This is a genomic window from Palleronia salina, assembly GCF_900141995.1.
GTDB lineage: Bacteria > Pseudomonadota > Alphaproteobacteria > Rhodobacterales > Rhodobacteraceae > Palleronia > Palleronia salina.
Window position 1 is genome coordinate 106,672 of sequence record NZ_FQZA01000008.1, and the last position, 25,832, is coordinate 132,503.

Genomic DNA, 25,832 nt, shown 5'->3' on the forward strand with positions numbered 1-25,832 from the left:
AGGAGAGGGCCGCGATGAAATTCGGTGTCATTACGGAACACCAGCCAAGCGAGGCGCGTGTCGCCCTGTCGCCGGCCTCGGCCGAACAACTTCAAAAGCTTGGGCATGAGTGCGTCATCCAGTCGGGCGCCGGCGCCAAGGCCGATTTCGCCGACGACGTCTATCGCGACGCGGGGGTCGAGGTGCTGGACAGCGCCAAGGCAGTGTTCGACGCCGCCGATGTCGTCGCCAAGGTGCGTCCGCCCTCGGAAGAAGAGGTCGAGATGCTGCGCGAGGGGCAGACGCTCATCAGCTTCTTCTACCCCGCAGAGAACGAAGAGCTGATGAAGAAGGCCGCCGCGAAGGGCGCCACGCTCATCGCCATGGACATGGTGCCGCGCATCAGCCGCGCCCAGAAGATGGACGCTCTGTCGTCCATGGCCAATATCGCCGGCTACCGCGCCGTGATCGAGGCCGCGAACAACTTTGGCCGCTTCCTGACCGGCCAAGTCACGGCGGCGGGCAAGGTGCCGCCGGCGAAGATCCTGGTGGTCGGCGCCGGTGTGGCCGGCCTGGCTGCGCTGGGCACCGCCACGTCGCTGGGCGCCATCGTACGCGCCTTCGACGTGCGGCCCGAGACGGCCGAGCAGATCGAATCCATGGGCGCCGAGTTCCTGTTCCTCGATTTCGAGGACACCGAGGGCGTGGGCGAAGGCGGCTACGCAGCCCCCTCCAGCCCCGAGTTCCGCGAGAAGCAGCTGGCCCTGTTCCGCGAGCAGGCGCCCGAGATCGACATCGTCATCACCACGGCGCTGATCCCCAACCGCGAGGCGCCCGAGCTCTGGACCGAGGACATGGTCAAGGCCATGAAGCCGGGATCCGTCATCGTCGACCTGGCCGCCGAGAAGGGCGGCAACTGCAAGATGACCGTCAAGGACGAGAAGATCGTCACCGACAACGGCGTCACCATCATCGGCTACACCGACTTCCCCAGCCGGATGGCCAAGCAGTCCTCGACGCTTTACGCGACGAACGTGCGCCACATGATGGCGGACCTGACGCCCGAGAAGGACGGCCAGATCGTCCACGACATGGACGACCAGGTGATCCGCGACAGCACCATCACCCACAAGGGCGAGGTGACCTGGCCACCCCCCAAGCGCGAGAACCCGTCCCCTGCCAAGCCCAAGCAGGAAAAGAAGAAAGAGCCCACGAAGGAAGAGAAGGCCGCCGCCGAGACTGCCGCCTTCCGCAAGCAGACCCAGCAACAGGTCGGCCTGCTGGCCGTCGGAACCGTGCTGGTGCTTTTGCTGGGCACCATCGCGCCCGCGTCCTTCATGCAGCACTTCATCGTCTTCGCGCTGTCGTGCTTCGTGGGCTTCCAGGTGATCTGGGGCGTCGCGCACAGCCTGCACACGCCGCTCATGGCGGTGACCAACGCGATCTCGTCCATCATCATCCTGGGCGCGCTGGCCCAGATCGGGTCGAGCTCGATCCTGGTCACGATCCTCGCCGCGCTGGCGGTGTTCATGGCCGGTATCAACATCTTCGGCGGCTTCCTGGTGACACGCCGGATGCTTGCCATGTTCCAGAAGTCTTAAGGGGGCGCGCGCAATGGAATACGGATTCACGACCGCGGCCTATGTCGTCGCAGCCGTCCTGTTCATCCTGTCGCTTGGCGGCCTGAAGGACCAGGAAAGCGCCAAGCGCGCCATCTGGTACGGCGTCATCGGCATGGCCATCGCCGTTCTGGCGACGTTCTTCGGCCCCGGCTCCGGCCTGTGGCTGCTGTCCCTGATCCTGATCGCGGGCGGGGCGGCCATCGGCATGGTGCTGGCCAAGCGCGTGCAGATGACCCAGATGCCCGAACTCGTGGCGGCCATGCACTCGCTGGTGGGTCTTGCGGCGGTCTTCGTGGGCCTGAACGCCCATATCGAGATCGGCCGCGTGGCGGCCGCCTTCGCCGAGGCCGGCGTGGCTTTCCCGCAGCCGACCTACGGGCCGCTGGGCGATGCGGCGCAGGCGGTGGCAGACGGCTTCCGCGGCTTCGCCGAGATCGTTGCCAAGAAAACGGCGGTCGAGGTCAACATCCTGCGGGTCGAGCTGGCGCTGGGCATCTGGATCGGTGCGGTGACCTTCACCGGCTCGGTCATCGCCTACGGCAAGCTGGCGGGCCGGGTGAACACCGCCGCGACCAAGCTGCCCGGCGGTCACATGCTGAACGCCGGCGCTGCCGCGCTCTCGCTTCTGTGCCTGTTCTGGTACCTGGGCGGCGGCGGGTTCTTCCCGCTTTTGATCCTGACCGTGGCTGCGCTTTTCATCGGCTACCACCTGATCATGGGCATCGGCGGGGCCGACATGCCGGTCGTGGTGTCGATGCTGAACAGCTATTCCGGCTGGGCGGCGGCGGCCATCGGCTTCAGCCTGGGCAATGACCTGCTGATCGTCGTGGGCGCGCTTGTGGGTTCGTCCGGTGCGATCCTCAGCTACATCATGTGCAAGGCCATGAACCGCAACTTCGTCAGCGTCATCCTGGGCGGCTTCGGCGGCGCGGGCGGCCCCCAGCAGGAGGTCGAAGGCGAGATGGTGGCCATCCAGGCCGACGGCGTGGCCGACGCCCTGAAGGAAGCCGACAGCGTCATCATCGTGCCGGGCTACGGCATGGCGGTGGCCCAGGCCCAGCAGGCGGTGAGCGAGCTGACCACCAAGCTGCGCGACCAGGGCAAGAACGTTCGCTTCGCCATCCACCCGGTGGCGGGCCGTCTGCCGGGGCACATGAACGTGCTGCTGGCCGAGGCCAAGGTGCCCTACGACATCGTGCTGGAAATGGACGAGATCAACGAGGACTTCAAAGACACCGACGTGGTGATCGTCATCGGCTCGAACGACATCGTGAACCCGGCGGCCAACGACGACCCGAACTCGCCCATCGCGGGGATGCCGGTGCTTCACGTTTGGGAAGCCAACCAGGTCTTCGTGTCCAAGCGCGGCTCGGGCACCGGCTATTCCGGCATCGAGAACCCGCTGTTCTTCAAGGAGAACACGCGCATGTTCTACGGCGACGCCAAGGAGTCGGTGAACGCGCTCCTTCAGAAGCTGTAAGGACCACCCATCCGAAATCCGAAAGGGCCGCGCGGTGCGCGGCCCTTTTTCGTTGTGCGGTGATAGACCCCGGTGCAGGACGCGCGGTTATGGCGCCGGGCCGGACGGCCCCAGATCATTTCGGGGTGAACAAAGCGGGCGGCACCGCGGGGCCGGTCAGGTATCGCCCTCGGTCTCGATATAGATCGTGTCGCCGCAATGCTTGCAGTGGCTCGCGTCACGGTCGTGCAGCTTCAGCCCGCAGGTGGCGCAGGGCTGTTCGACCTTGTTGGGCTGCCACAGCGCCTGCAGCAGCCGCAGGAACAGGCCGACCCCGAACAGCATGATGACGATGGTCATCAGACGACCCACGCGGTCGGTCAGGGTGATGTCGCCGTATCCCGTGGTCGTCAGCGTGGTGATCGTGAAATAGAGCGCGTCCACGTAGGTGTTCAGAGCGTCGTTGCGATCATGCTCCCACACCCAGACGAGGCTGGTGACCACGAAGATGAACGCGGCGAGGTTGGCGGCCGCGCGCACGATGCGGGTGTTCACGTCCAGCCCAGCGGTCGCCCGGTCCAGGCGTTCGGCCAGCCGGAAGGTCCTGAGCAGCCTGAGCACGCGCAGAACCCGCAGGAAGCCCAGGTTGGTGCCGGCCACCAGCGGCGCGGCCAGCGACAGGATGACGACCAGGTCGGCCAGCGTGGGCAGGGACAGAAGCTCCTTCAGCCGCCGGTCGGCGATCCAGAGCCGGGCGGTGATATCGGCGACGAGCACGACGCCGATACACAGGTCGATCAGGATGATGCGCAGGTCGATCTCGGACGTGGCGGTCAGCAGGAAATACCCGATCGTCACCACGTCGAAGAGCAGCAGCGCCCGGCGAAACCAGCGCGGTCCGGTGCCGTCGCCCTCGTAAAGCCGGCGCAGCCACGCCTTCACGCCGGAGACCTCACACCCCCATCGTGGCCTGGACGGCGCGCTGCCAGCGGTCGAATTTCCGCTCGCGCGTGGTGTCGTCCATGTCGGGCTTGAAGGTCCGGTCGACGCGCCAACGCTCGGCAAAGCCCGCCTGGTCGGGGTAAAGCCCCGCGCGCCATCCCGCCAGCCAGGCGACGCCCTGCGCCGTGGTCTCCAGCACCTGCGGCCTGTCGACCGAAGCGCCGATGATGTCGCTGAGGAACTGCATCGCCCAGTCCGAGGCCGACATGCCGCCATCCACGCGCAGGGTCTGCGCCTCGCCATCGGACCAGTCGGCCTGCATGGCATCCAGCAGGTCACGGGTCTGGTAGCCGACCGACTCCAGCGCGGCCTTGGCGAATTCCTCGGGGCCGGAATTGCGGGTGAGGCCGAAGATTGCGCCGCGGCAATCGGCGTTCCAGTAGGGCGCGCCCAGCCCGGTGAAGGCGGGCACCAGGATCACGTCCTGCCCGTCATCGGCGCGTTCGGCCAGTGGCTGCGTCTCTTTCGCCTCGCGGATGATCTTCAACCCGTCGCGCAGCCATTGCACCACGGCGCCCGCGATAAAGATCGAGCCCTCGAGGCAGTAGGTCGGCTTGCCGTCGAACTGGTAGGCCACCGTGGTCAGCAGCCGGTTCTCGGACCGCACGGGCGTGTCACCGGTGTTGAGCAGCGCGAAGCAGCCGGTGCCGTAGGTCGATTTGAGCATGCCGGGCTGGAAACAGGCCTGGCCGATGGCCGCTGCCTGCTGGTCGCCCGCCACGCCCAGGATGGGGATCTCGCGCCCGAACAGGTCGGGCCGCGTCATGCCGAAATCGGCGGCGCAATCCTTGACCTCGGGCAGCATCTCCATGGGGATGTCCAGCATGTCGGCGATGGTCGAGGACCATTTGCCCTTGTGGATGTCGTAAAGCAGCGTGCGCGACGCGTTGGTGGCATCGGTGACGTGGCTGGCGCCGCCCGTGAGCTTCCAGATCAGGAAGGTATCGACGGTGCCGAACAGGATCTCGCCCTTGCGCGCGCGCTCGCGGCTGCCGTCCACGTGGTCGAGGATCCACTTGAGCTTGGTCCCCGAAAAATACGGGTCGAGCAGCAGCCCGGTCTTGGCCGTCACCTGTTCTTCGTAGCCGTCCGATTTCAGCTGCTGACAGATCTCGGACGTGCGCCGGTCCTGCCAGACGATGGCGCGGTGGATGGGTTGGCCGGTCTGCTTGTCCCAGACGACAACGGTCTCGCGCTGGTTGGTGATGCCGATGCCCCTGATCGCGTCGGGGCCGATGCTGGATTTCTCGATGGCGGCGCGGCAGACGGCGGCGGTGGACGACCACAGATCCGAGGCATCGTGTTCCACCCATCCCGAGGCGGGATAGTGCTGCTCGAATTCCTCCTGCGCCGAGGAGGTGATCTTGAGATCGCTGTCGAACAGGATCGCGCGGCTCGAGGTGGTGCCTTGGTCGATCGCCAGGATGTGGGTCATGTCGTCTCCTCCGCTTGATTAGGAAGGAAACTGGCCCGGTGCGGGTAGGGTGGCAAGGGGGCAATCCGGAAAGGTCGAAAACCGGGGGCATCCGGGACCATGACGGCATCCGTCCCCCGCCACCCGGGTTCAGGGCGCGGACGCGTGCCTGGCGATTCCACGAAGATGGCGCAGGTCCGTGCCGCAGCAGCCGCCCACGATCCTCAGATTGGGAAACGCCCGCTTCATCCCGATCACCTGCGAGCCCAGCTCTTCGGGGTCTCCGTCATCGAGCACCGTGGCGTTGTCCAGTTCCTCGTGGCTCTGGCGCGAGGCATTCGCCACGACGCCGGCGAGACCGGCCTGCCAGGGGCGACCGTCCCGCGCGTTGTCGATGTGGTCGGGATGGACGCAATTGACCATGACGGCAGCGGGATCGGCGATGTCCCGCAGTTCGTACACGGCATCGGCAAGCGGCGTGCCGTCCGGCAGGCGTCCATCGGTCTCGACCGTGAACGAAATGAGCGCCGCGATGCCCGATGCCTCGGCGGCCAGGGCGATGCCGGCGGCCTCGGCGACCGACCCCATCGTGTAAGCGCTGACCATGTCCGCCTTGGCCGCCCGCGCGGCCGAAACCTGTGGCGCGTGGTAGTCGCGCGCGCCGTCGATGGTGGCGATACCCGCTGCGTAGCCATCGCCGCGTGGTCCGATCTGAACGCTGACCCGTGTGGCGACGTCGGGCGCGGTACGGGCCGCGTTTTGCGCGAATGCGACAGAGTCGCCCGTCACACGCGCGAGATCATCGGGGTCATACCCGACAAGAACCGCCCGGTCGGGATTGGCCATCCAGGTGGGCGTATCGAGGATGACACCGGCGCCCGTATCGCGCCCGATCTGGAGCAGCGCGACGTAGATTGAAGATCAGGTCCGTCTCCATCCCGGTCCAGGAGAGCCAGATCCGGTCATCGGTCAGCAATGCCATCGGTGATCCCCCGCAATCTCCGCGCCCCGTGGGTCAACGACGATGATACCACGGATCGCGCAATGCGACGCGGGAAATCGAAATGCTCCGGGATCTCAAACGGCCCTCAAACGGGGAAACCCGCATAAGAGCTTGGATTGGAGACGTTATCGACGGGCCGACTATCGCAAACGTTTCTTTCGAAGTCCGGTCGGCTGGCTCGCCCCGTCGTCACTCGGCGGCCTGGGCGGGACGGCGGGCCTCGGCCATCCATTGATCCAGCGCGGCGATCTCGTCGGCGCTCATCCGAAGGCCCAGCTTCGTGCGGCGCCAGACCACGTCCTCGGCGGTGCGGGCGTATTCGTGATCCATCTGCCAGCGCACCTCGGCCTCGGTCAGGGTGCCCCCAAAATCGCGGCCCATATCCTCGGCCGACTTGGCGTCGCCGCAGATATCCTTCGCCTCGGTGCCGTAGGCGCGGATCAGCCGCCCGGCCTGGTAGTCGCCCAGGAACGGATAGGCCTTCTTCAGGTCGTCGGTCAGCTTCTTCACGCCGTCCACCGGGAAATCGCCGCCGGGCAGGGGGATGCCGGCGGTCCAGTTCTCGGGCATGTCGCGGAAGAACGGGCGCAGCTTGGCCATCGCCTGTTCGGCCAGCTTGCGGTAGGTCGTGATCTTGCCGCCGAAGACGTTCAGCAGCGGCGGCTCGGACCCCAGGCCGCCATCGGTGGCGGGCCCGGCATCCAGCGACAGGACATAGTCGCGCGTGGCCGCCGTCGCCGATTTCGCGCCGTCATCGTAGAGCGGGCGCACGCCGGAATAGGTCCAGACCACGTCGTCGCGGGTGATGTCCTGCTCGAAGTAGTTCGAGGCGAAGTCGCAAAGATACTGCGCCTCTTCGGGGGTGCATTCGGGCTTCACGGTCGGGTCGTGGCCGTGATCCTTGTCGGTGGTGCCGATCAGCGTGAAATCGGTCTCGTAGGGGATGGCAAAGATAATGCGCCCGTCCTCGCCCTGGAAGAAGTAGCACTTGCCGTGATCGTAGAGCTTCTTCGTCACGATATGGCTGCCGCGGACCAGGCGAACGCCCTCAGACGAGTTCATGCGCACGGTGTTCTTCACCACGTTCTCGACCCAGGGGCCGCCAGCGTTGACCAGCCCGCGGGCGCGAATGGTCTCGGAGGTGCCGCTCTCGGTGTCCTCGACCGTGATATGCCACAGCCCCTCGCGCCGCTCGGCGCTGGTGACCTTGGTGCGTGTCATGATGCGGGCGCCACGGATCTCGGCGTCGCGCGCGTTGAGCGTGACGAGGCGCGAGTCCTCGACCCAGCAATCGCTGTACTCGTAAGCCTTCTTGAAGCGGTCCTTGATCGGGCCGCCTTCGGGTGCGGTCGTCAGGTCCAGCGTCTTGGTGCCGGGCAGGTATTTCCGCCCGCCCAGGTTGTCGTACATGAACAGCCCCAGCCGGATCAGCCACGAGGGCCGGCGCCCCTTCAGCCACGGCATGGTCCAGCCCAGCAGGCGCGAGGTGGGAGTGTCGCCCTCGAACCGCATGTCGGGCGAATAGGGCAGGACGAAGCGCATGGGCCAGCTGATATGCGGCATGGCTTCCAGCAGGACCTCGCGTTCGACCAGCGCCTTTTTCACCAGGCCGATTTCGAAGAATTCGAGATAGCGCAGCCCGCCGTGGAAAAGCTTCGTTGATTTCGACGAGGTAGCCCCGGCCAGGTCGCCCATTTCGGCCAACGCCACGCTCAGGCCGCGGCCCTGGGCGTCACGGGCGATGCCGGTGCCGTTGATGCCGCCACCGATGACGAAAAGGTCGTGGATCTTGCTGTCTTGGGTCTCGGCCATGGTCGGTCCCCCCGGTCAATTCTGCGCATTGCTGTTTTGCGTAGCATAGCGCGTCTGGCGCGAAGATGCAGGGGGGTGCGCCGAATTGCGGCCCAACGCGGCGGCATCCGCTGAATTTCGCGGCAATCGCACGCGCTGTCAGACCGCCGAGAGGAGCTTCGGGATCTGCTTTTTCACCTTGAAAAACCCGGCCGTGGCGTGGGGCCAGGCCGCGCGATCCCAGTCGCGCAACACCGGGACGACGGGCAGGCCGCTGCCCTCGAGCAGGTCGCGCGCCGGGCCGGTGGGCGTGTAGGGCGTGACGATCTGTTCCAGCGCGTTCTCCCGCGCCCAGGTGGCGAGCGCGTCGGCATCCAAAAGCGGCGTGGCGTCCGGGGCCAGCCGGTCGCGCGCATCGGCCAGCGCGGCGTCGGTGAAGTCCAGCACGCCCGGCGCGACCTTGAGCGGCGAGCGATGGGCCGCACCGCTGAGCGTCGCGGTGGCGGCGAAATCGCGCGCGGGCAGGTCCGGGGTAAGGTCGTCCTCGACCAGCAGAAGGCCCGTGCGCAGGCCGGGCTCGGGCGCGGGCGTGTCCGGCAGAGTGCGCGTCTCGGGCAGGGGCGGGCCGTCCAGCGGATCGGGTGTCTCGTTCAACTGGCCCTTCGGGTCGAAGCGGCCGCCGGTATAGCGCCGGATGTTCTCGGCGCGGGCCACGTAGTGCTTGCCGCGCGTGTGCAACCCGCCGACCCACCGCCACGAGCAGGTGTTCGACGCCGGATCGCCATCGAGCAGGTGGCGCAGGAAGAAATCGGCCCCGAGCTCCCACGGCAGGCGCAGGGTGAAGATCCAGATCGAGGCGAACCACATGCGCGCGTGGTTGTGCAGCCAGCCGGTGCCGGTGAGCTGCCGCGCCCAATGGTCGAAGCAGTCGATGCCGGTGGCGCCCGCGCAGGCCTGTTCCCATCCCTTGCGCAGCCCGCCCTCGGTCGCGATGCGGTCGCGCGCGGCCTTCAGGCCCAGGCGGTAGTCGGCCCAGACCGATGGCCTGAGCTCGAGCCAGCCCTTGAAGTAGCTGCGCCAGACGACCTCCTGGATGAACTTCTCGGCGTCGCGTTCGCCGTGAATGTCGCGCACGGCGGCGATGACCTCGGGTTCGGTCAACAGGCGGTGGCGCAGGTAGGGCGAGAGCTGGCTCACCCCCTCGGGACTGTCGAAGTTGCGTTGCGCGGCGTAGCGCGCGCCGGCATCCGGGGCGAAGGCGTACAGCCGGTCGAGGCCGGCCTGGCGGGTGGGGACGAAATCATGCTCCATGGCGGCCGAGATAGGCGGCGGATCCGGCGGGGCGAGAGGGCCGCATGTCGCGCCGGGGTCGGATGTCGCGTCCAGGTATTTGTGGAAAGATGAAGCCGGGGGTGGTGGCGTTCCGGAGGCGGCGCGCCAGATCCTCACGGCAAGGAGGGACACCATGACACCATTCACGTTTCGCACCGCGACCGAAATCCGGTTCGGGAGGGGCACGGCGCGCGCGGTCGCGCCCGATGTCGCCGCGCTGGGCCGCCGGGTCCTGCTGGTGGGCGGCGGCACGGCGGCGCGCTCGGACTGGCTGGCCGAGGCGCTGGCGGCCGAGGGCTGCACCGTGGACCGTTTCGCCGTGAGCGGGGAGCCCGATGTCGCGACGATCCAGGCGGGCGTGGCGGCGGCCGAGGGGGCCGAGGTGATCGTGTCCCTGGGGGGCGGCGCGGTGATCGATACCGGCAAGGCCATCGCCGGGCTGCGACCCAGCCCCCGGCCGCTGATGGATCACCTGGAGGTCGTGGGGAAGGGGCTGCCGCTGGAGGCTGCGCCGCTGCCGTTCGTCGCGCTGCCCACCACCGCCGGCACCGGGGCCGAGGTCACGAAGAACGCGGTCATCGGGGTGCCCGAGGCGCGGCGCAAGGTCAGCCTGCGCGACGACCGGATGCTGGCGGACCTGGCCGTGGTGGACCCGGAGCTGACCGACGGCGCGCCGCGCGGGGTGACGCTGGCTTCGGGGCTGGACGCGGTGACGCAGGTGATCGAGCCCTACCTGAGCGCGAAGGCGAACCCGTTGACCGACGCGCTCTGCCGCGCCGCCATCCCGGGCGGTCTGGCGGCGCTGGCGCGGCTGATGGAGGGCGAGGATCCGGATGCGCGCGATGCGCTGGCCTATTGCAGCCTGTCGGGGGGCCTCGCGCTGGCCAATGCGGGGCTGGGCGCGGTGCACGGGCTGGCCGGGCCCATCGGCGGCGTGGCGCAAGCGCCGCACGGGGCAGTCTGCGGCGCGCTTTTGCCGCATGTGATGGACGCCAACGCCGCGGCCGCCGATGGCGCCTTGGCGGAGCGGATCGCCGAAGTGCGGGTCTGGATCGACGCGGCGCTGGGCGGCGCGGACCTGGCCCGCTGGTCGCGCGACGCGGGCCTGCCGGGGCTTGGCGACATGGGGTTGTCGGAGGACGACCTGTCGGACGTGGCAGAGGCGGCGCAGGGATCGTCGTCGATGAAGGGCAACCCGGTGACGCTTTCGACCGGGACGCTGATCGACCTCATGCGCTCGGCGTGGTGAACGGGCCGTCCCTTGCGGCTGGCAGGGCGCGCTACTAAGACTCTGTCAACCCGACGCACATTATTCGCGATCACACCCAAGCTGAAGGCAGGCACATGCAAAACCCCATCGAGCACATGATGAATCTCGTCCCCATGGTCGTAGAGCAGACCAGCCGGGGCGAGCGTGCTTACGACATCTTCTCGCGGCTTCTGAAGGAACGGATCATCTTCCTGTCGGGGCCGGTCCACGACGGCATGTCGTCGCTGATCGTGGCGCAGCTGCTGCATCTCGAGGCCGAGAATCCCAAGAAAGAGATTAGCATGTATATCAACAGCCCCGGTGGCGTCGTCACCAGCGGCCTGTCGATCTACGACACCATGCAGTACATCAAGCCGCCGGTCAGCACGCTGGTGGTGGGGCAGGCGGCCTCGATGGGGTCGCTGCTGCTGACGGCGGGCGAGCCGGGGATGCGGTTCTCGCTGCCCAACAGCCGCGTGATGGTGCACCAGCCCTCGGGCGGCTACCAGGGCCAGGCCACCGACATCATGATCCACGCGCAGGAGACGCAGAAGCTGAAGGACCGGCTGAACGAGATCTACGTCAAGCATACCGGCCAGCCCATGAAGAAGGTCGTCGACGCGCTGGAGCGGGACAATTTCATGTCCCCCGAGGAGGCCAAGGAGTGGGGCCTGATCGACGAGATCGTCGAAAACCGCGCCAAGGGCGACGACTGACGGGGCCCGTTTCCCGGCGGCCCGCGACGCAGGTTTTTGCGATTGCGGGCCTCTGGGCGGTGCCCTAGTCTGCCCGAAAGGGTGGAGAAGCCACGGGGAATTCTGTCCCCGGCAAAGACGACGCAACGGGTCTGGCGGCCCGGAAGGATAGACGATGGCTACGAATTCAGGCGACAGCAAGAACACGCTTTACTGCAGCTTCTGCGGGAAATCCCAGCACGAGGTGCGCAAGCTCATCGCCGGTCCCACCGTGTTCATCTGCGACGAATGCGTCGAGCTGTGCATGGACATCATCCGCGAAGAGACCAAGTCGGCGGGACTGAAGGCCTCGGACGGGGTGCCCACGCCCAAGGAAATCTGCGAAGTCCTCGACGACTACGTGATCGGCCAGCTGCACGCCAAGCGGGTCCTGTCGGTGGCGGTGCACAACCACTACAAGCGGCTGAACCACGCCGGTAAATCCGACATCGAGCTGAACAAGTCGAACATCCTGCTGATCGGCCCCACGGGCTGCGGCAAGACGCTGCTGGCGCAGACGCTGGCGCGGATCCTCGACGTGCCGTTCACCATGGCCGACGCCACGACGCTGACCGAGGCGGGCTATGTGGGCGAGGATGTCGAGAACATCATCCTGAAGCTTCTCCAGGCCAGCGAATACAATGTCGAGCGCGCGCAGCGCGGCATCGTCTATATCGACGAGGTCGACAAGATCACCCGCAAGTCCGACAATCCGTCCATAACGCGCGACGTGTCGGGCGAGGGCGTGCAGCAGGCCCTTCTGAAGATAATGGAAGGCACCGTGGCCAGCGTGCCGCCCCAGGGTGGGCGCAAGCACCCGCAGCAGGAATTCCTGCAGGTGGACACCACGAACATCCTGTTCATCTGCGGCGGCGCCTTCGCGGGGCTCGAGAAGATCATCAGCCAGCGCGGCAAGGGCAGCGCCATCGGTTTCGGCGCCGACGTCAAGGACGCCGAGGCGCGGGGCGTGGGCGAGATGTTCACCGAGCTCGAGCCCGAAGACCTGCTGAAGTTTGGCCTGATCCCCGAATTCGTCGGTCGCCTTCCGGTGATCGCCACGCTCGAGGATCTGGACGAGGACGCGCTGGTCACCATCCTGACCAAGCCGAAGAACGCGCTGGTCAAGCAGTACCAGCGCCTGTTCGAGCTGGAAGACGCCGCGCTGACCTTCACCGACGACGCGTTGACTGCCATCGCCAAGCGCGCGATCGAGCGCAAGACCGGCGCACGCGGCCTGCGGTCGATCATGGAGGACATCCTGCTCGACACGATGTTCGACCTGCCGGGCATGGACAGCGTGGACGAAGTCGTCGTCAACGAGGAGGCCGTGACCTCGGAGGCGGCCCCGCTGATGATATATTCCGAAAGCAAGAAAACGGGCACGCCGGCCAGCGCCGGTTGACCCCGAAACGCCGCGCCCCCGGGCGCGGCGTTTTTTATTTACGGCAACGCGCCCCGGCGCTCAGGGGCGGGCGCGCGGGACCGGCAGGCTCTTGGATTGATTTGCGGCCAGCCCGGCCAGGTCCCGGTCCGGTGCCGGGACGGCACCGACCGGCTCCAGCTTCAGGACACGGCGGCCATCTTCGTTCTCGGCAAAGCTGTTCTGGAACCGGGTGCCATCCTCGCCCCGCTTTTCTTCCATTTCGCGGGCCATGCGCAGGGTCAGGCGCACCGTCCGCTCCAGCAGGCTCGGCGCCGTCGAGGGCGCGGTGGCGCCGGCCGCGCTCAGCGCCGCGCCGGCGATGGGTGACGCGGTCGAGACTGGGATCACGCCGGTGGCGCCCCCCGCGCTGAACAGGGTCGCGACGGCGATGAGACCGCATCCGAAGAGGGTGAGTTTGATCAGGCGCATGGGATGACTTCTTTGCTGGCTCTTGCCCCCAAGGTTGTGGAAGGATCAGGCAAAATTTGGGCAACCCGAGGACATTGTGCGGCGTGTGACGACAAATTCCCCGTTCGAGACGCGGATCGGATATTCTCGCGCGGTGGCCTGCGATGGGTGGATCTTCGTGGCCGGGACCACCGGCTATGATTACGCGACCATGGAGATGCCGCAGGACGTGGCGCAGCAATGCCGCAACGCGCTGGCCACCATCGAAGGCGCCCTGGCCGAGCTGGGCGCGAGTCTGCGCGACGTGGTCCGGGTGACCTATGTTCTGCCCGACCCCGACGACTGGCCCGCCTGCTGGCCGGTCACGCGCGCGGCCTTCGGAGACGCGCCCCCGGCGGCGACGATGATGTCGGCGCGCCTGCAAGCCCCCGAGATGCGGATCGAGATCGAGGTGACGGCCCGCCAACCCTCTGGACGTTGAGGCCGCTCTGGGCCATATCTGGCACAATCCGAAGGAGGCTCCATGGGCATTCTGAAAAAGATCCTCAGCGCGGTCACATGGTGGGACGGCGCCACGCTGAACACCCGTATCTGGTCCTGGCGCCACGGCACCAAGGTGGGCGAAGACGGGCAGGGCAACGTGTTCTACCAGAACGCCGACGGGTCGCGCCGCTGGGTGATCTACAACGGCGAGGTCGAGGGGAGCCGCATCGACCCCGACTGGCACGGCTGGCTGCACCACACCTGGAACGAACCGCCGACCGAACGCCCGCTGACCCACCGCAAGTGGGAAAAGCCGCACGTTCCCAACCTGACCGGCACGCCCGCGGCCTATGCGCCCGCCGGGTCGATCCGCAACCCCGAGCCCAAGCCGCGCGCCGATTACGAGGCGTGGAGCCCGGAATGATCCGGATCATGGCGGCGCTGGCGCTGGCCGTGACGGCGGTGCCCGCCACGGCGCAGTTCCGCGACACGATCGTCGCGCAGGACCGCACCGACCGGGCGGCGGGCGTCGTGCTGCGCAGCCTCGACAAGACGACGGGGCAGGTGCGGGACATTTCGCTGACGCAGGGCGACACCGAGGAGGTTGGGCGGCTGCAGGTGACCTTGGGCGAGTGTCGCTACCCGGTCGAGAACCCGTCGGGCAACGCCTATGCCTATCTCGTGATCCGTGACGCGGGCGTGGCAGAGCCGCGGTTCGCGGGATGGATGGTCGCCTCGTCCCCGGCGTTGAACGCGCTCGAGGATCGCCGTTACGACGTCTGGGTCATGCGCTGCACCAGCTGATCGGGCGTCGGTATCGGCAGATCGGCCCGGAACTGCGCCCGCTCGGACAGCGCGGCGGCCAGGCGCTTGCGGTACTCGGCGCGCGAGATCTCGACACCGCCGAGTGAGGCCAGGTGCGGCGTGATGAACTGGGTATCGAACAGCCGATAGCCGCAGCTTTGCAACCGGTCCACCAGGTAGGCCAGTGCGATCTTCGACGCGTCGCGGCGGCGCGAAAACATCGATTCGCCGAAGAACGCCGCGCCGAGGCTGACGCCATAGACCCCTCCGGCCAGTGCGCCATCTTCGTCCCAAAGCTCGATGGAATGGGCGAGCCCCGATCGGTGCAGAAGGCCGTAGGAGGCCGCGATCTCGTCGTTGATCCAGGTTTCGTCCCGGTCCGCGCAGCCCGCGATCACGCCGTCGAAATCGCGGTCGAAGCTGATGTCGAAAGGCGCCCGGCGGATGGTCCTGCGCAACGACCGCGACAGGTGGAAGCCGTCCAGGGGCAGGACGCCGCGCAATTGCGGATCGACCCAGAACACGTCCGCGGACTCGCGGCTGTCGGCCATGGGGAACACGCCCTGGGCGTAGGCCTGAACCAGGAGATCCGGCGAGATGCGCTGCATCCCGCCGCCGTTACTGCAGGTTGGTTTCGAGCCAGTGCTCGAGCCAGTGGATGGTATAGTCGCCGCTTTGAACGGCGGGCTCGCGCAGCAGGGCATGGAACAGCGGCACGGTGGTGTCCACGCCGTCGATGATCAACTCGCCCAGGGCGCGGCTGAGGCGCGACAGCGCCTCGGGCCGGTCGCGGCCGTGAACGATCAGCTTGCCGATCAGGCTGTCGTAGTAGGGCGGGATCCGGTAGCCGTCGTAGAGCGCGCTGTCCATCCGGACGCCCAGGCCGCCGGGCGCATGATACTGCGAGATCCTGCCGGGCGAGGGGCTGAAGCTGGGCAGCTTTTCCGCGTTCAGCCGCACCTCGATGGCGTGACCGTTGATCCGCAGGTCGTCCTGCGTGAACGACATGGGCAGCCCGGCGGCAACGCGGATCTGCTCGCGCACCAGGTCCACGCCGAACACGGCCTCGGTCACCGGGTGCTCGACCTGGAGGCGGGTGTTCATCTCGATGAAATAGAACTGGCCGTCCTCGAACAGGAACTCGATCGTTCCGGCGCCGGCATAGTTGATGTTCGCCACGGCCTCGGCGCAGGTGCGGCCGATCTCGGCGCGTTGTTCGGGGGTGATGGCGGGGCCGGGCGCCTCTTCGAAGACCTTCTGGTGGCGACGTTGCAGCGAGCAGTCCCGCTCGCCCAGGTGCACGGCGTTGCCCTTGCCGTCGCCGAAGACCTGCACCTCGATATGGCGCGGGGTGCCCAGGTATTTCTCGATATAGACCTCGTCGTTGCCGAACGCGGCCTTGGCCTCGGACCGGGCGGAATACCAGGCCTGCTCGAGCTCGCCCTCGGACCGGGCCAGCTTCATGCCGCGCCCGCCGCCGCCGGCGGTGGCCTTGATGATGACCGGGTAGCCCATGTCGCCGGCGACTTTCCCGGCCTCGTCCAGGTCGGCGACGCCGCCATCGCTGCCTGGCACGCAGGGCACGCCCAGTTTCTTCATCGTGTCCTTGGCGGTGATCTTGTCGCCCATCATGCGGATATGCTCGGCCCGGGGGCCGATGAAGGTCAGCTCGTGATCCTCGACGATCTGCACGAAATTGGCGTTCTCGGACAGGAAGCCATAGCCGGGATGGATCGCCTGCGCGCCCGTGATCTCGCAGGCCGAGATGATGGCCGGAAAACTCAGGTAGCTTTGCGCGGCCGAGGGCGGGCCGATGCACACGGATTCGTCGGCCATGCGCACGTGCATCGCGTCCGAGTCGGCGGTGGAATGCACCGCCACCGTGGCCACGCCCATCTCGCGGGCGGCCCGGATGACGCGAAGGGCGATTTCGCCGCGGTTGGCGATCAGGATCTTGTCGAACATGCCTGCGCCTTATTCGATGATCATCAGGGGGGCGCCGAATTCCACCGGGGCGCCATCCTCGATCAGGATGCGCTTGACCTTGCCCGCGCGCGGCGCCGGGATGTGGTTCATGGTCTTCATGGCCTCGACGATCAGCAGCGTCTGGCCTTCGCTCACGGTGTCGCCGGTCGACACGAAATTGGCCGCGCCGGGTTCGGGTGCCATGTAGACGGTGCCCACCATGGGCGAGGTCACGGCGCCGGGCTGGCTGGCCGGGTCGTCGTTCACCGGCTCGGGCGCGGGTTGCGCGGCGGGGGCCGGCGCGGGGGCCGGGGTGGGCGCGGCGGTGGCCTGGGCGACCACGTGCTTTTCGCGGCTCACGCGCACGTCCAGGCTGTCGTCCTCGCCGTATTCCCGCTTGACCCGCAATTCGGTCAGATCGTTCTCGCGCAGCAGCTCGGCCAGTGCCTTGATGAAGCTCACGTCATTCTTGTGCGGGTTGTCGGCCATGCATTCCTCGTTCCCTCTGCCGCCCCGTGTGTTCCGGAGCCTGTCAATCGCCACATATAGGGCAGCCGGCCGCAGGTGGAAAGCGGGTTGGGTCTTCGGGGCCAACACGGGCGGCCGGACGCGTCGCGAACCGGGGCCGGCGGCATGCAAAGGAACGGGAGGACCGCCTAGAACAGCGCGTCGAGTTGCCTTTCGCGCGGCGCCCCCGTCACCGGGGCATAGTTCGCCGTCCGCGCGCCTTGGGCCGGCGGGGGCAGCGGCAGCGAGGGCACCCGTGTCAGGGCGAGCCTTCGCACGGGTCCCGCGGCCACCGGAGCGGGGGCGGGGTCCGCGTAGTATTCCGACCGCGATCCCGCCGCAGCCTCGAGCCTGCGCGCCTCGCGCCGTGCGGCCTGGCGCAGCCCGGCGAGGCGGAACATCGCGATGTCGGGCGGTGTGTCGACGGACAGCATGGGGCGGGGGCCTCGGGGCGTTGAGGTTAACTTCCTCTTAATCTGGCTCCGGGAGGTGAACAGAACCTTAATGCCACAATCGAAACCGCCGACAAATTTCCCAAAAGCGGCCTGCTTGACCCCCCGGGGGGCCATGGTAGCGTCGCCGCGATATGGATTTGAAAGGGGGCGCCGGGTGAGACGTCAGCTAATTCTGGTCACGGCGCTGGTCGCCCTCACGGGATGTGTCGAAGCAACGGGTGGGCGGAGCGCGCAGCCCTCGGCCGCCGCGCTGGCGGCGCTGCCGCAGGGCATGAACCCCGGCTTCCTGATCCGGGATTCGAACGGATGCTGGGGCCTCGCGCTCGAGGCGTCTGCAACCCCCACGGGCATTCCGCTGCGCGATGCCACCGGCCAGCAGGTCTGCGATGGCGATGCCGTCACCTGACGACGCCGACCGCCGGCGCGCGGTCGCGCCGGTCATCTGCTATACCACCGATGCCCTGCCGCCGGTCGATGCCGACCGCATTGCCCGTGTCAGGTCCGATCTGCGCGCGGTCGACCACGTGCGCGTCCCGCCACGCGATGCGGCGGCCATCCGTGTGCCCGCGGGCCACGTATTGCGTATCGCCTGCCCCGACGGCGCGCAGGTGGGGGACCTGAACCTGTTCGCCGACGGCAACCTGTCCGAGCGGTTCTACAGCGGCAAGACGCGGGCGCTGCACGGCACTCATGTCGACGTCGGCGACCGGCTGTGGTCGGGGTTTCCCTACCTACGGCCCATGGCGACGGTGATCGCCGACAGCCTGGACTGGTACGGCACGGACGCGTTCGGCGGGCGGGTGCATGACGTGATCGGAACGCGCTGCGACCCCTACACCGCGCACCTGCTGGGCGGCGGTGATTATCACCACTGCTGCCATTCCAACCTGACCCGCGCGCTGGCCGACGCCACCGGCTTGAGCCTGCCCGAGTCCGAGCCCTACGTGCACGACGTGCTGAACGTGTTCATGTGCACGGGCTTCACCGCCGACGAGGGGCGGTATTTCATGAAGGCCAGCCCCGCGCGGGCGGGCGATCACCTGGACCTTCTGGCCGGGATCGACCTGCTGGCGGTGCTGAGCGCGTGCCCCGGCGGCGATTGCGGAGCCGAGCATTCGTCGGACACCGCGGTCTGCCACGCGCTAAGCATGGAGGTTCTGCGGCCCGCCGACGACGTGCTGCGCAACTGGCAGACGCCCGAGGTCAGCGGCTACGACGGCAGCCACGGGCGCTAGTCGGGGTTGCCGCGCGCCCTTGCGTCGTCGTCGAGCCCGTCCCACCACTCCGCGTAGCTGGAGTTCCAGGGCGCCTTGCGCGTCTCGTCTGGCGCACCGTCGTCCCACCAGACCGGTCCCCGCTCGCCCAGCCGCTTCTTGGCCGCGTCCATCCGGTCACGGGCGTCGCGTTCCTGGGCCTCGGTCTCGGCCCGCCCCACATCGCGCCGCGCCTGCATGAGCGCCTTCACCGCCGCGCGCCGTTCGCTGTCGTCGAGGGACGGATCGGTCTTCCGCCACAACCGCCCCTTGGAGACGAAGTAGCGGCCATCGGGGGTTTCGGGGTAATCCTTGCGGGGCATGGGGGCTTTCTTGGGGGGAGAGGTGGTGTCGAAGTTTTCAGGCCATTGCAGACCTGTCGACATAGGTCGCGAACCCCTGCTTCGAGCCTATACTTGACGGCTCGCGTCTTGGGTGCTTCGTGCGTGTGACCGTCACGCATGGCGCTATGGCAGAGATCATGCCTCCAGCACTTGCTTTGTGTCTTTGCCTCGTAGGGACTTTATTCTCAGGAGCATTGGTAGGTTAAAGCTACGCACGGTTTAGAACCCCCGAGCATGAAGAAGGCGGATACTTCAAACTTCAAAAGGACTTAGCGGAGCTACTAGGTATGGGCATATGGGCTAAGATCCAGCGATCAAAGCCTGTTAGATGGGCTTCATTCATTATTTGCCTCACAGTGTTTCTGCTATTCGCTTTTGGCATTGCCTGGTTTGCGGTCTTAACGTTCGTGCAGGCGAATGGAACTGCAGCTACGTCCGCATAGCCGACCAACGCGCAAGTCGCTGCGAGCGTAACCTCCCCACCCTCCCTTCCGCGACGGCCCGAGATCCTTCGCCAGCAAGCACTTCCACACAAAAAAAGGCGCGGGGGTTTCGCCCCGCGCCCGGTACTCGTTCAGAACCTCGGGTTACTTGTTCAGCCGGTTCTCGATCAGGTCGTCGACCACCTCGGGCTCGGCCAGGGTGGAGGTATCGCCCAGCTGGTCGTGCTCGTTCACGGCGACCTTGCGCAGGATGCGGCGCATGATCTTGCCCGAGCGGGTCTTGGGCAGGCCGGGCGCCCACTGGATGTAGTCGGGCTTGGCGATTGGGCCGATCTCGCCGCGGACCCAGTCCTGAAGCTCTTTCTTCAGCTCGTCCGAGGGCTGATTGCCGTCCATGAGCGACACGTAGCAGTAGATCGCCTGGCCCTTCACGTCGTGGGGCACACCGACCACCGCGGCCTCGTTCACCGCCTTGTGGGCGACCAGAGCGCTCTCGATCTCGGCGGTGCCCATGCGGTGGCCCGACACGTTCAGCACGTCGTCCACGCGGCCGGTGATCCAGTAGTACCCGTCCTCGTCGCGCATGCAGCCGTCTTCGGTGAAGTAGTAGCCCTTGTACTGCTGGAAGTAGGTGTTCATGAACCGGTCGTGGTCGCCGTAGACCGTGCGCATCTGCGACGGCCAGCTGTCGGCGATGGCCAGCACGCCCTCGACGCCGTTGCCTTCCTTGACCTTCCCGCTTTCGGGATCCAGCACCACGGGCTGCACGCCGAAGAAGGGGCGCGTGGCCGAGCCGGGCTTGGTGGGCGTCGCGCCGGGCAGGGGGGTCAGCATGTGGCCGCCCGTCTCGGTCTGCCACCAGGTATCGACGATGGGGCATTTCCCCTTGCCGACCACGTCGTTGTACCAGTTCCAGGCCTCGGGGTTGATGGGCTCGCCCACCGTGCCCAGGACCTTCAGCGACGACAGGTCGTATTTTTCGACGAACTCGGTCCCCTTGCCCATGAGCGCGCGGATGGCGGTGGGGGCGGTGTAGAACTGGTTCACGCCGTGGTCCTGGCAGACCTTCCAGCAGCGGCCCGCATCGGGATAGGTGGGCACGCCCTCGAACATCACGGTGGTCGCGCCGTTGGCGAGCGGCCCGTAGACGATGTAGCTGTGGCCGGTCACCCAGCCCACGTCCGCGGTGCACCAGTAGATGTCGCCGTCGTGGTAGTCGAACGTGTACTGGTGGGTCATCGCGGTATAGACGATGTAGCCGCCCTGGCTGTGGACCACGCCCTTGGGCTGGCCGGTCGAGCCCGAGGTGTAGAGGATGAACAGCGGATCCTCGGCGTTCATCTCCTCGGCCGGGCAGTCGTCGGAGACCTTGTCCTCCATCTCGTGCAGCCAGTGGTCGCGGCCCTGGGTCCAAGAGATGTCGTTGCCCGCGCGCTTGACCACCAGCATCTTGGCGTCGTGATTGACCTTGGCGAAAGCCTTGTCGGCATTGTCCTTCAGCGCGGTGACGCGGCCGCCGCGGGGGCCGCCATCGGCGGTGATGACCACCTTGGCCTCGGAGCCGTTCACGCGGCTGGCCAGCGCATCGGGCGAGAAGCCCGCGAAGACCACCGAGTGGATGGCGCCGATGCGCGCGCAGGCCAGCATGGCATAGGCCGCCTGGGGGATCATCGGCAGGTAGATCACCACACGGTCGCCCTTGCCCACGCCCATTTCCTTCAGGACGTTGGCGAACTTGCCCACGTGGGCGTGCAGCTGCTGGTAGGTGATGTGCTGGTCGCTGCCGTCATCCTCGTCCGGGACCCAGATGATGGCGGTCTGGTCGCCGCGGTCCTTCAGGTGGCGGTCGATGCAGTTGGCGGCCACGTTCAGCGTGCCGTCCTCGAACCAGCGGATGTCGACCTTGCCATAGGTGAAATCTGTGTTCTTAACCTTGGTATACGGCTTGATCCAGTCGATGCGCTTGCCGTGCTCGCCCCAGAACGCGTCCGGGTCGGCGATCGAGGCGGCATACATTTCCTCGTACTTGGCGGCATCCACGTGCGCCGTCTTGACGAAATCGGGGCTGGGCGCGTGTTTTTCCACGTCGGTCTCTGGCATCGGTTCCTCCTCCTTCACTTGTGCGGGCACATAGGCCAGTCGCCCCCCGGCTCTATCCGGGCGGAGCGGGGCGGGCCCTCGTAAATTCGTCCTAGATGGCCAGGTACTCGGCGCGCAGCGCCTCGTCGTCCAGCACCTCCTGGGCCGAGCCGTCATAGACCACCGACCCGGTGTCGAGGATCACGGCCCGGTCGGCGAGCTTGAGCGCGGCCACCGCGTTCTGCTCGACCAGGATGGTCGTGATGCCCTGGTCGCGGATGATGTTCAGCGTCTTGGCGATCTCCTGCACGATCACGGGGGCGAGCCCCTCGTAGGGCTCGTCCAGCAGCAGCACCTTGATGTCACGGCAGAGCGCCCGGGCGATGGCCAGCATCTGCTGCTCGCCACCCGAGAGCGTCACGCCTTCCTGGCGGCGGCGCTCCTTGAGGCGGGGAAACAGCTCGTACACCCGCTCGATCCCCCAGCCCTTGGGCGGCGCGATCTGGGCCAGTTGCAGGTTCTCCTCGACCGTGAGGCCGGGGATGATGCGCCGGTCCTCGGGCACCAGCTGGATGCCCGCGGCGGCGGCCTGGTGGGACCGCATCTCGTGCAGGGGCTGGTGGTCAAGCCAGATCTCGCCGTGGCGCAGCGCCGGGTTGTCGAGCCGCGCGATGGCGCGCAGGGTCGAGGTCTTGCCCGCGCCGTTGCGGCCGAGCAGGGCCAGGATCTCGCCCTCGTGGACGTTGAAGCTCACGTCCTGGACGATGTAGCTCTCGCCGTAATAGGCCTCGATATTGGCGACGCTCAGGAAAGCCGGCGCGGTGGCCGCGTTGTTGGCGTGCTTGTTGAAGGGCGCGTTCATGGTCTTTCGTCTCCTCCCGGCGATCTTCGCAAGAAGACCGTTCCGTATTGCTCAAGAAACACGGCGCGGGGCGGGCCCGCGCCGCGGCGGCCCCTAGACCTCGGCCTCGCCCAGGTAGGCTTCACGGACCTTCGGGTGGCCCTTGATGTTCTCGGGCGTGTCCTCGACCAGCGGCGTGCCCTGGGCCAGCACCGTGATCCGGTCGGCGAGCGAGAAGACCACGTGCATGTCGTGCTCGATGATGCACATGGTCAGTTCGCCCTTGGCCTTGATGGTCTTCAGCAGGTCGATGGTGTTGTTGGTATCGGCCCGCGCCATGCCGGCGGTGGGTTCGTCCAGCAGCAGCAGCTTGGGCTTCTGGCTGAGGCACATGGCCATCTCGAGCCGCCGCTTGTCGCCGCGCGACAGGGACGAGGCCACGACATTGCGCTTTTCCAGCATGTTGACTTCGTCCAGCATCGCCTCGGCCTTGGCGATGATGTCGGTCTCGGCGTCGCAGGACTCGTAGGCGTGCATCCGGAACGATCCGTCCCGCTTGGCGAAGCAGGGGATCATCACGTTCTCGAACACCGACAGGTCTCCGAAGATCTCGGGTGTCTGGAACACCCGGGAAATGCCCATCTGGTTGATCTCGTGCGGCTTGCGCCCCAGCACAGACTGGCCGTCGAACATGACGCTGCCCGTGTCGGGGATCAGCTTGCCGATCAGGCAGTTCAGCAGGGTGGACTTGCCCGCCCCGTTGGGCCCGATGATCGCGTGGCAGGTGTTTTCCTTCACGCTGAGGTTCACGTCCCCCAGGGCCTGCAACCCGCCGAAGCGCTTGCCCACGTTCTTGACTTCAAGGATTCCCATGGGTCCGGCTCCTTATTCCGAGTGCTGCTGTTGTTCGGCCGCGGATTTCTCGACGGTGGACGTCTTGGTCTCCTTGCGGCGGAACACCGATGCGATGCGCTGTCCGCCCTCAACCAGCCCGCCGGGCAGGAAGATCACGACCAGCATGAACAGAAGGCCCAGGGTCAGGTGCCAGCCCTTGCCGATGAAGGGATGGATAACGAAGACCAGGAAATCCTCGATCCCGTCGGGCATGAAGGCGAACCACTGGTGCAGGATGCCGTCGTTGATCTTGGACACGATGTTTTCCATGTACTTGATCATGCCCGCGCCCAGCACCGGGCCGATCAGGGTGCCCGCGCCGCCGAGGATGGTCATCAGCACCACCTCGCCGCTGGCGGTCCAGAACATCCGCTCGGGGCCCACCTGGGTGTCCATCGCGACCATCAGGCCGCCGGCGAGACCGGCATACATGCCCGAGATGACGAAGGCCGCCAGGGTATAGGGGCGCGAGTTCAGCCCGGTGTAGTTCATGCGCTGCTGGTTCGATTTCACGGCGCGCAGCATCATCCCGAACGGCGAACGGAACAGCCGGATCGCCAGGTAGAAGCTGAGCAGCATGAAGACGGCCGCGATGTAGTAGCCGGCGTTGAAGGTGAACAGCCAGTCGCCAATCGCCATTTCGTAGCTCGCGCGCATGTCGACGCCGAAGAAGTTGGCGCGCCCGATCTCGGTGGGGCCGAGGTTCGACAGCAGCGGGGTGTCGGTGGCCTTCAGCTGCAGCCCGGTCTCGCCGCCCGTGATGGGGGTCAGCACCGAGTAGGCCAGCGCGTAGCTCATCTGCGCGAAGGCCAGCGTCAGGATCGAGAAGTAGATCCCCGACCGCCGCAGCGAGATGTAGCCGACGATCAGGGCGAAGATCCCGGCGAAGACGATCGACATGATGATCGCCGGGATGACGTTCAGCGTCAGCAGCTTCATCATCCAGATCGCGGCGTAGGAGCCCACGCCCAGGAAGGCGGCGTGGCCGAAGCTGAGATAGCCGGTCAGGCCGAACAGGATGTTGAAGCCGATGGCGAAGATCCCGAAGATCACGAAACGCTGCATCAGGTCGGGATAGCCGCCGTTGAACTGCGCCAGCGCGCTGCCTTCGGGGAAGGGGTTCAAGATGAACGGCGCCAGGATCGTCAGCAGTGCCACGATGATGAACAGCCCCAGGTCCTTGCCGGTCAGACCCAGCAGGCCGCTGCTCTTGTGAGCCGCGGACGCGCGCGGTCGGGTCGCGTCCATGCGGGTGTCGGTGGTTTGATCGGTCATGGCTTATTCCTCCATCACGCCCTTGCGGCCCATCAGGCCACGCGGCCGGGTGAGCAGAATGACGATGGCGACTAGGTAGATGATGATCTGGTTGATGCCGGGCACGATATCGATGACCTCGGCCATCGAGGCGAAGCTTTCGAGGATGCCCAGCAGGAAGCCCGCCAGCACGGCGCCCGGAAGCGACCCCATGCCGCCCACGACCACCACCACGAAGCTGAGGACGAGGAAGTCCATGCCCATGTGGTAGTTGGGCGAGTTGATCGGCGTGTACATGACGCCCGCCAAACCGGCGACGCAGGCGGCGATTGCGAACATGATGGTGAAGCGCTTGTCGATGTCGATGCCCAGCAGGCCCACGGTTTCGCGGTCGGCCATGCCGGCGCGGACCACCATCCCGAAGGTGGTGAACTGCAGGAAGCCGAAGACGGCGGCGATGATGACCATCGCGAAGACGAAATAGACCAGGCGCCAGTAGGGATAGACGATGGTGAACGGGTCATAGCCGATCAGCACGCCGAAATCGAACGAGCCGGTGAAGGCGTCGGGCGCGGGCGTCGGGATCGGGTTGGCGCCGAAGTAGAACTTCACCACTTCCTGCAGCACGATGGCCAGGCCGAAGGTCACCAGGATCTGGTCCGCGTGCGGGCGCTTGTAGAAATGCTTGATGAGACCCCGCTCCATGGCGATGCCCACCAGCATCATGACGGGGATGGCGAAGAGAATGGCCAGGGGCACGGACCAGTCGATGATCGTGCCGCCCACGGCCTCGCCGAACCAGTGCTCGACATACGGGGTTTCCTGCGCGCCGCCGAACGAGAAGCCGCCGACACTGGACGATGTCGCGCCCTCGTCCACGAAGCCGAGGTTCAAAATGCGCTGCAGGGTCACGGCGCAGAAGGCGCCGATCATGAACAATGCGCCATGGCCGAAATTGACGACACCCAGGGTGCCGAAGATCAGCGTCAGGCCCAGTGCGATCAGCGCGTAGGCGCTGCCCTTGTCCAGGCCATTGAGGATCTGAAGGATGAGTCCGTCCATGGCTCCATTCCGTTAATTTGGGTGGGGAAGGG

Annotated in this window: 26 protein-coding genes; 10 read left to right on the forward strand and 16 right to left on the reverse strand. The window is 66.7% G+C overall.

The window, feature by feature from the left end:
• Positions 1-14: 14 nt before the first annotated feature.
• Positions 15-1,580, forward strand: a complete 1,566-nt coding sequence (locus tag BUB76_RS12220; RefSeq protein WP_073129072.1) for a Re/Si-specific NAD(P)(+) transhydrogenase subunit alpha — start codon at positions 15-17, stop codon at positions 1,578-1,580.
• A gap of 13 nt (positions 1,581-1,593) precedes the next feature.
• Positions 1,594-3,081, forward strand: a complete 1,488-nt coding sequence (locus BUB76_RS12225) for an NAD(P)(+) transhydrogenase (Re/Si-specific) subunit beta (protein WP_073129073.1) — start codon at positions 1,594-1,596, stop codon at positions 3,079-3,081.
• Positions 3,082-3,237: 156 nt separating this feature from the next.
• Here the strand turns inward: BUB76_RS12225 and BUB76_RS12230 are convergent, their stop codons facing one another.
• From BUB76_RS12230 to BUB76_RS12250, 5 genes are all read right to left on the reverse strand, one after another.
• Positions 3,238-4,002 (reverse strand): potassium channel family protein, encoded by a 765-nt coding sequence (locus tag BUB76_RS12230; RefSeq protein WP_073129074.1) that lies wholly within the window; start codon positions 4,000-4,002, stop codon positions 3,238-3,240.
• A gap of 10 nt (positions 4,003-4,012) precedes the next feature.
• Positions 4,013-5,497: a glycerol kinase GlpK gene (gene glpK, locus BUB76_RS12235; protein WP_073129075.1), complete on the reverse strand. Its 1,485-nt coding sequence runs from the start codon at positions 5,495-5,497 to the stop codon at positions 4,013-4,015.
• Between the two features lie 129 nt (positions 5,498-5,626).
• Complete coding sequence (locus tag BUB76_RS12240; RefSeq protein WP_308417678.1) at positions 5,627-6,391, reverse strand: homocysteine S-methyltransferase family protein; 765 nt, start codon at positions 6,389-6,391, stop codon at positions 5,627-5,629.
• A gap of 277 nt (positions 6,392-6,668) precedes the next feature.
• Positions 6,669-8,291 carry a glycerol-3-phosphate dehydrogenase gene (gene glpD / locus BUB76_RS12245; RefSeq protein ID WP_073129077.1) on the reverse strand — a complete coding sequence of 541 codons (1,623 nt, stop codon included), beginning with the start codon at positions 8,289-8,291 and terminating at the stop codon, positions 6,669-6,671.
• 138 nt (positions 8,292-8,429) lie between these two features.
• The gene (locus BUB76_RS12250) at positions 8,430-9,581 is read right to left on the reverse strand and encodes an FAD-binding domain-containing protein (protein WP_073129078.1); all 1,152 of its coding nucleotides are present in this window, start codon (positions 9,579-9,581) and stop codon (positions 8,430-8,432) included.
• Between the two features lie 154 nt (positions 9,582-9,735).
• Between BUB76_RS12250 and BUB76_RS12255 the strand changes: the two genes are divergently transcribed.
• The 3 genes from BUB76_RS12255 (at position 9,736) to clpX (ending at position 12,987) form a co-directional block, all read left to right on the forward strand.
• Positions 9,736-10,851: an iron-containing alcohol dehydrogenase gene (locus BUB76_RS12255; protein ID WP_073129079.1), complete on the forward strand. Its 1,116-nt coding sequence runs from the start codon at positions 9,736-9,738 to the stop codon at positions 10,849-10,851.
• 95 nt (positions 10,852-10,946) lie between these two features.
• A complete protein-coding gene (locus BUB76_RS12260; protein WP_073129080.1) occupies positions 10,947-11,567 on the forward strand; it encodes an ATP-dependent Clp protease proteolytic subunit in 621 nt (206 codons plus the stop codon).
• Positions 11,568-11,721: 154 nt separating this feature from the next.
• Complete coding sequence (gene clpX, locus BUB76_RS12265; protein WP_073129081.1) at positions 11,722-12,987, forward strand: ATP-dependent Clp protease ATP-binding subunit ClpX; 1,266 nt, start codon at positions 11,722-11,724, stop codon at positions 12,985-12,987.
• Positions 12,988-13,047: 60 nt separating this feature from the next.
• Here the strand turns inward: clpX and BUB76_RS12270 are convergent, their stop codons facing one another.
• Positions 13,048-13,437 carry a hypothetical protein gene (locus BUB76_RS12270; RefSeq protein WP_073129082.1) on the reverse strand — a complete coding sequence of 130 codons (390 nt, stop codon included), beginning with the start codon at positions 13,435-13,437 and terminating at the stop codon, positions 13,048-13,050.
• A gap of 85 nt (positions 13,438-13,522) precedes the next feature.
• Between BUB76_RS12270 and BUB76_RS12275 the strand changes: the two genes are divergently transcribed.
• Genes BUB76_RS12275 through BUB76_RS12285 form a run of 3 tightly spaced genes read left to right on the forward strand, consistent with a single transcriptional unit; the run spans position 13,523 to position 14,703 of the window.
• Complete coding sequence (locus BUB76_RS12275; RefSeq protein ID WP_373280055.1) at positions 13,523-13,897, forward strand: RidA family protein; 375 nt, start codon at positions 13,523-13,525, stop codon at positions 13,895-13,897.
• Between the two features lie 42 nt (positions 13,898-13,939).
• Entirely contained in the window at positions 13,940-14,323 is a 384-nt protein-coding gene (locus tag BUB76_RS12280) for an NADH:ubiquinone oxidoreductase subunit NDUFA12 (protein WP_073129083.1), read from the forward strand.
• Positions 14,320-14,703 carry a DUF2155 domain-containing protein gene (locus tag BUB76_RS12285; protein WP_073129084.1) on the forward strand — a complete coding sequence of 128 codons (384 nt, stop codon included), beginning with the start codon at positions 14,320-14,322 and terminating at the stop codon, positions 14,701-14,703. The genes BUB76_RS12280 and BUB76_RS12285 overlap by 4 nt, the downstream gene beginning before the upstream one ends.
• On the opposite strand, the gene aat is transcribed toward BUB76_RS12285, so the two are convergent.
• The 4 genes from aat to BUB76_RS12305 all read right to left on the reverse strand — a co-directional run bounded on the left by aat (position 14,670) and on the right by BUB76_RS12305 (position 17,609).
• Positions 14,670-15,311, reverse strand: coding sequence for a leucyl/phenylalanyl-tRNA--protein transferase (aat, locus tag BUB76_RS12290; RefSeq protein WP_073129085.1), 642 nt, complete (start codon positions 15,309-15,311; stop codon positions 14,670-14,672). The genes BUB76_RS12285 and aat overlap by 34 nt on opposite strands.
• Before the next feature lie 10 nt (positions 15,312-15,321).
• A complete protein-coding gene (accC, locus tag BUB76_RS12295; protein WP_073129086.1) occupies positions 15,322-16,668 on the reverse strand; it encodes an acetyl-CoA carboxylase biotin carboxylase subunit in 1,347 nt (448 codons plus the stop codon).
• Positions 16,669-16,677: 9 nt separating this feature from the next.
• A complete protein-coding gene (gene accB / locus BUB76_RS12300) occupies positions 16,678-17,157 on the reverse strand; it encodes an acetyl-CoA carboxylase biotin carboxyl carrier protein (protein ID WP_073129087.1) in 480 nt (159 codons plus the stop codon).
• Positions 17,158-17,324: 167 nt separating this feature from the next.
• Complete coding sequence (locus BUB76_RS12305) at positions 17,325-17,609, reverse strand: hypothetical protein (RefSeq protein ID WP_073129088.1); 285 nt, start codon at positions 17,607-17,609, stop codon at positions 17,325-17,327.
• Positions 17,610-17,784: 175 nt separating this feature from the next.
• Here BUB76_RS12305 and BUB76_RS12310 point away from each other — a divergent pair, with 175 nt between their 5' ends.
• Both BUB76_RS12310 and BUB76_RS12315 read left to right on the forward strand, forming a co-directional pair.
• Positions 17,785-18,036, forward strand: coding sequence for a hypothetical protein (locus tag BUB76_RS12310; RefSeq protein WP_073129089.1), 252 nt, complete (start codon positions 17,785-17,787; stop codon positions 18,034-18,036).
• Positions 18,023-18,865 (forward strand): urea carboxylase-associated family protein, encoded by an 843-nt coding sequence (locus tag BUB76_RS12315; RefSeq protein WP_073129119.1) that lies wholly within the window; start codon positions 18,023-18,025, stop codon positions 18,863-18,865. The genes BUB76_RS12310 and BUB76_RS12315 overlap by 14 nt, the downstream gene beginning before the upstream one ends.
• Here the strand turns inward: BUB76_RS12315 and BUB76_RS12320 are convergent.
• The 6 genes from BUB76_RS12320 to BUB76_RS12345 all read right to left on the reverse strand — a co-directional run bounded on the left by BUB76_RS12320 (position 18,862) and on the right by BUB76_RS12345 (position 25,800).
• Entirely contained in the window at positions 18,862-19,206 is a 345-nt protein-coding gene (locus tag BUB76_RS12320; protein ID WP_073129090.1) for a hypothetical protein, read from the reverse strand. The genes BUB76_RS12315 and BUB76_RS12320 overlap by 4 nt on opposite strands.
• 608 nt (positions 19,207-19,814) lie before the next feature.
• Positions 19,815-21,770 carry an acetate--CoA ligase gene (gene acs, locus BUB76_RS12325; RefSeq protein ID WP_073129091.1) on the reverse strand — a complete coding sequence of 652 codons (1,956 nt, stop codon included), beginning with the start codon at positions 21,768-21,770 and terminating at the stop codon, positions 19,815-19,817.
• A 91-nt stretch (positions 21,771-21,861) separates the two neighbouring features.
• Positions 21,862-22,611 (reverse strand): ABC transporter ATP-binding protein, encoded by a 750-nt coding sequence (locus BUB76_RS12330; RefSeq protein WP_073129092.1) that lies wholly within the window; start codon positions 22,609-22,611, stop codon positions 21,862-21,864.
• Positions 22,612-22,704: 93 nt separating this feature from the next.
• Positions 22,705-23,463, reverse strand: coding sequence for an ABC transporter ATP-binding protein (locus BUB76_RS12335; RefSeq protein ID WP_073129093.1), 759 nt, complete (start codon positions 23,461-23,463; stop codon positions 22,705-22,707).
• A 12-nt stretch (positions 23,464-23,475) separates the two neighbouring features.
• Complete coding sequence (locus BUB76_RS12340; RefSeq protein ID WP_073129120.1) at positions 23,476-24,684, reverse strand: branched-chain amino acid ABC transporter permease; 1,209 nt, start codon at positions 24,682-24,684, stop codon at positions 23,476-23,478.
• A 78-nt stretch (positions 24,685-24,762) separates the two neighbouring features.
• Entirely contained in the window at positions 24,763-25,800 is a 1,038-nt protein-coding gene (locus BUB76_RS12345) for a branched-chain amino acid ABC transporter permease (protein WP_073129094.1), read from the reverse strand.
• Positions 25,801-25,832 lie beyond the last annotated feature (32 nt).

What these genes read in the sequence shown, in the direction of transcription:
- BUB76_RS12320 (WP_073129090.1), bottom strand. Translation starts at nt 19,206, where the DNA reads ATGCCCCGCAAGGATTACCCCGAAACCCCCGATGGCCGCTACTTCGTC.
- glpK (WP_073129075.1), bottom strand. Translation starts at nt 5,497, where the DNA reads ATGACCCACATCCTGGCGATCGACCAAGGCACCACCTCGAGCCGCGCG.
- BUB76_RS12260 (WP_073129080.1), top strand. Translation starts at nt 10,947, where the DNA reads ATGCAAAACCCCATCGAGCACATGATGAATCTCGTCCCCATGGTCGTA.
- BUB76_RS12255 (WP_073129079.1), top strand. Translation starts at nt 9,736, where the DNA reads ATGACACCATTCACGTTTCGCACCGCGACCGAAATCCGGTTCGGGAGG.
- accC (WP_073129086.1), bottom strand. Translation starts at nt 16,668, where the DNA reads ATGTTCGACAAGATCCTGATCGCCAACCGCGGCGAAATCGCCCTTCGC.
- accB (WP_073129087.1), bottom strand. Translation starts at nt 17,157, where the DNA reads ATGGCCGACAACCCGCACAAGAATGACGTGAGCTTCATCAAGGCACTG.
- BUB76_RS12305 (WP_073129088.1), bottom strand. Translation starts at nt 17,609, where the DNA reads ATGCTGTCCGTCGACACACCGCCCGACATCGCGATGTTCCGCCTCGCC.
- acs (WP_073129091.1), bottom strand. Translation starts at nt 21,770, where the DNA reads ATGCCAGAGACCGACGTGGAAAAACACGCGCCCAGCCCCGATTTCGTC.
- BUB76_RS12220 (WP_073129072.1), top strand. Translation starts at nt 15, where the DNA reads ATGAAATTCGGTGTCATTACGGAACACCAGCCAAGCGAGGCGCGTGTC.
- BUB76_RS12315 (WP_073129119.1), top strand. Translation starts at nt 18,023, where the DNA reads ATGCCGTCACCTGACGACGCCGACCGCCGGCGCGCGGTCGCGCCGGTC.
- aat (WP_073129085.1), bottom strand. Translation starts at nt 15,311, where the DNA reads ATGCAGCGCATCTCGCCGGATCTCCTGGTTCAGGCCTACGCCCAGGGC.
- BUB76_RS12335 (WP_073129093.1), bottom strand. Translation starts at nt 23,463, where the DNA reads ATGGGAATCCTTGAAGTCAAGAACGTGGGCAAGCGCTTCGGCGGGTTG.
- clpX (WP_073129081.1), top strand. Translation starts at nt 11,722, where the DNA reads ATGGCTACGAATTCAGGCGACAGCAAGAACACGCTTTACTGCAGCTTC.
- BUB76_RS12330 (WP_073129092.1), bottom strand. Translation starts at nt 22,611, where the DNA reads ATGAACGCGCCCTTCAACAAGCACGCCAACAACGCGGCCACCGCGCCG.
- BUB76_RS12250 (WP_073129078.1), bottom strand. Translation starts at nt 9,581, where the DNA reads ATGGAGCATGATTTCGTCCCCACCCGCCAGGCCGGCCTCGACCGGCTG.
- BUB76_RS12345 (WP_073129094.1), bottom strand. Translation starts at nt 25,800, where the DNA reads ATGGACGGACTCATCCTTCAGATCCTCAATGGCCTGGACAAGGGCAGC.
- BUB76_RS12280 (WP_073129083.1), top strand. Translation starts at nt 13,940, where the DNA reads ATGGGCATTCTGAAAAAGATCCTCAGCGCGGTCACATGGTGGGACGGC.
- glpD (WP_073129077.1), bottom strand. Translation starts at nt 8,291, where the DNA reads ATGGCCGAGACCCAAGACAGCAAGATCCACGACCTTTTCGTCATCGGT.
- BUB76_RS12225 (WP_073129073.1), top strand. Translation starts at nt 1,594, where the DNA reads ATGGAATACGGATTCACGACCGCGGCCTATGTCGTCGCAGCCGTCCTG.
- BUB76_RS12270 (WP_073129082.1), bottom strand. Translation starts at nt 13,437, where the DNA reads ATGCGCCTGATCAAACTCACCCTCTTCGGATGCGGTCTCATCGCCGTC.
- BUB76_RS12285 (WP_073129084.1), top strand. Translation starts at nt 14,320, where the DNA reads ATGATCCGGATCATGGCGGCGCTGGCGCTGGCCGTGACGGCGGTGCCC.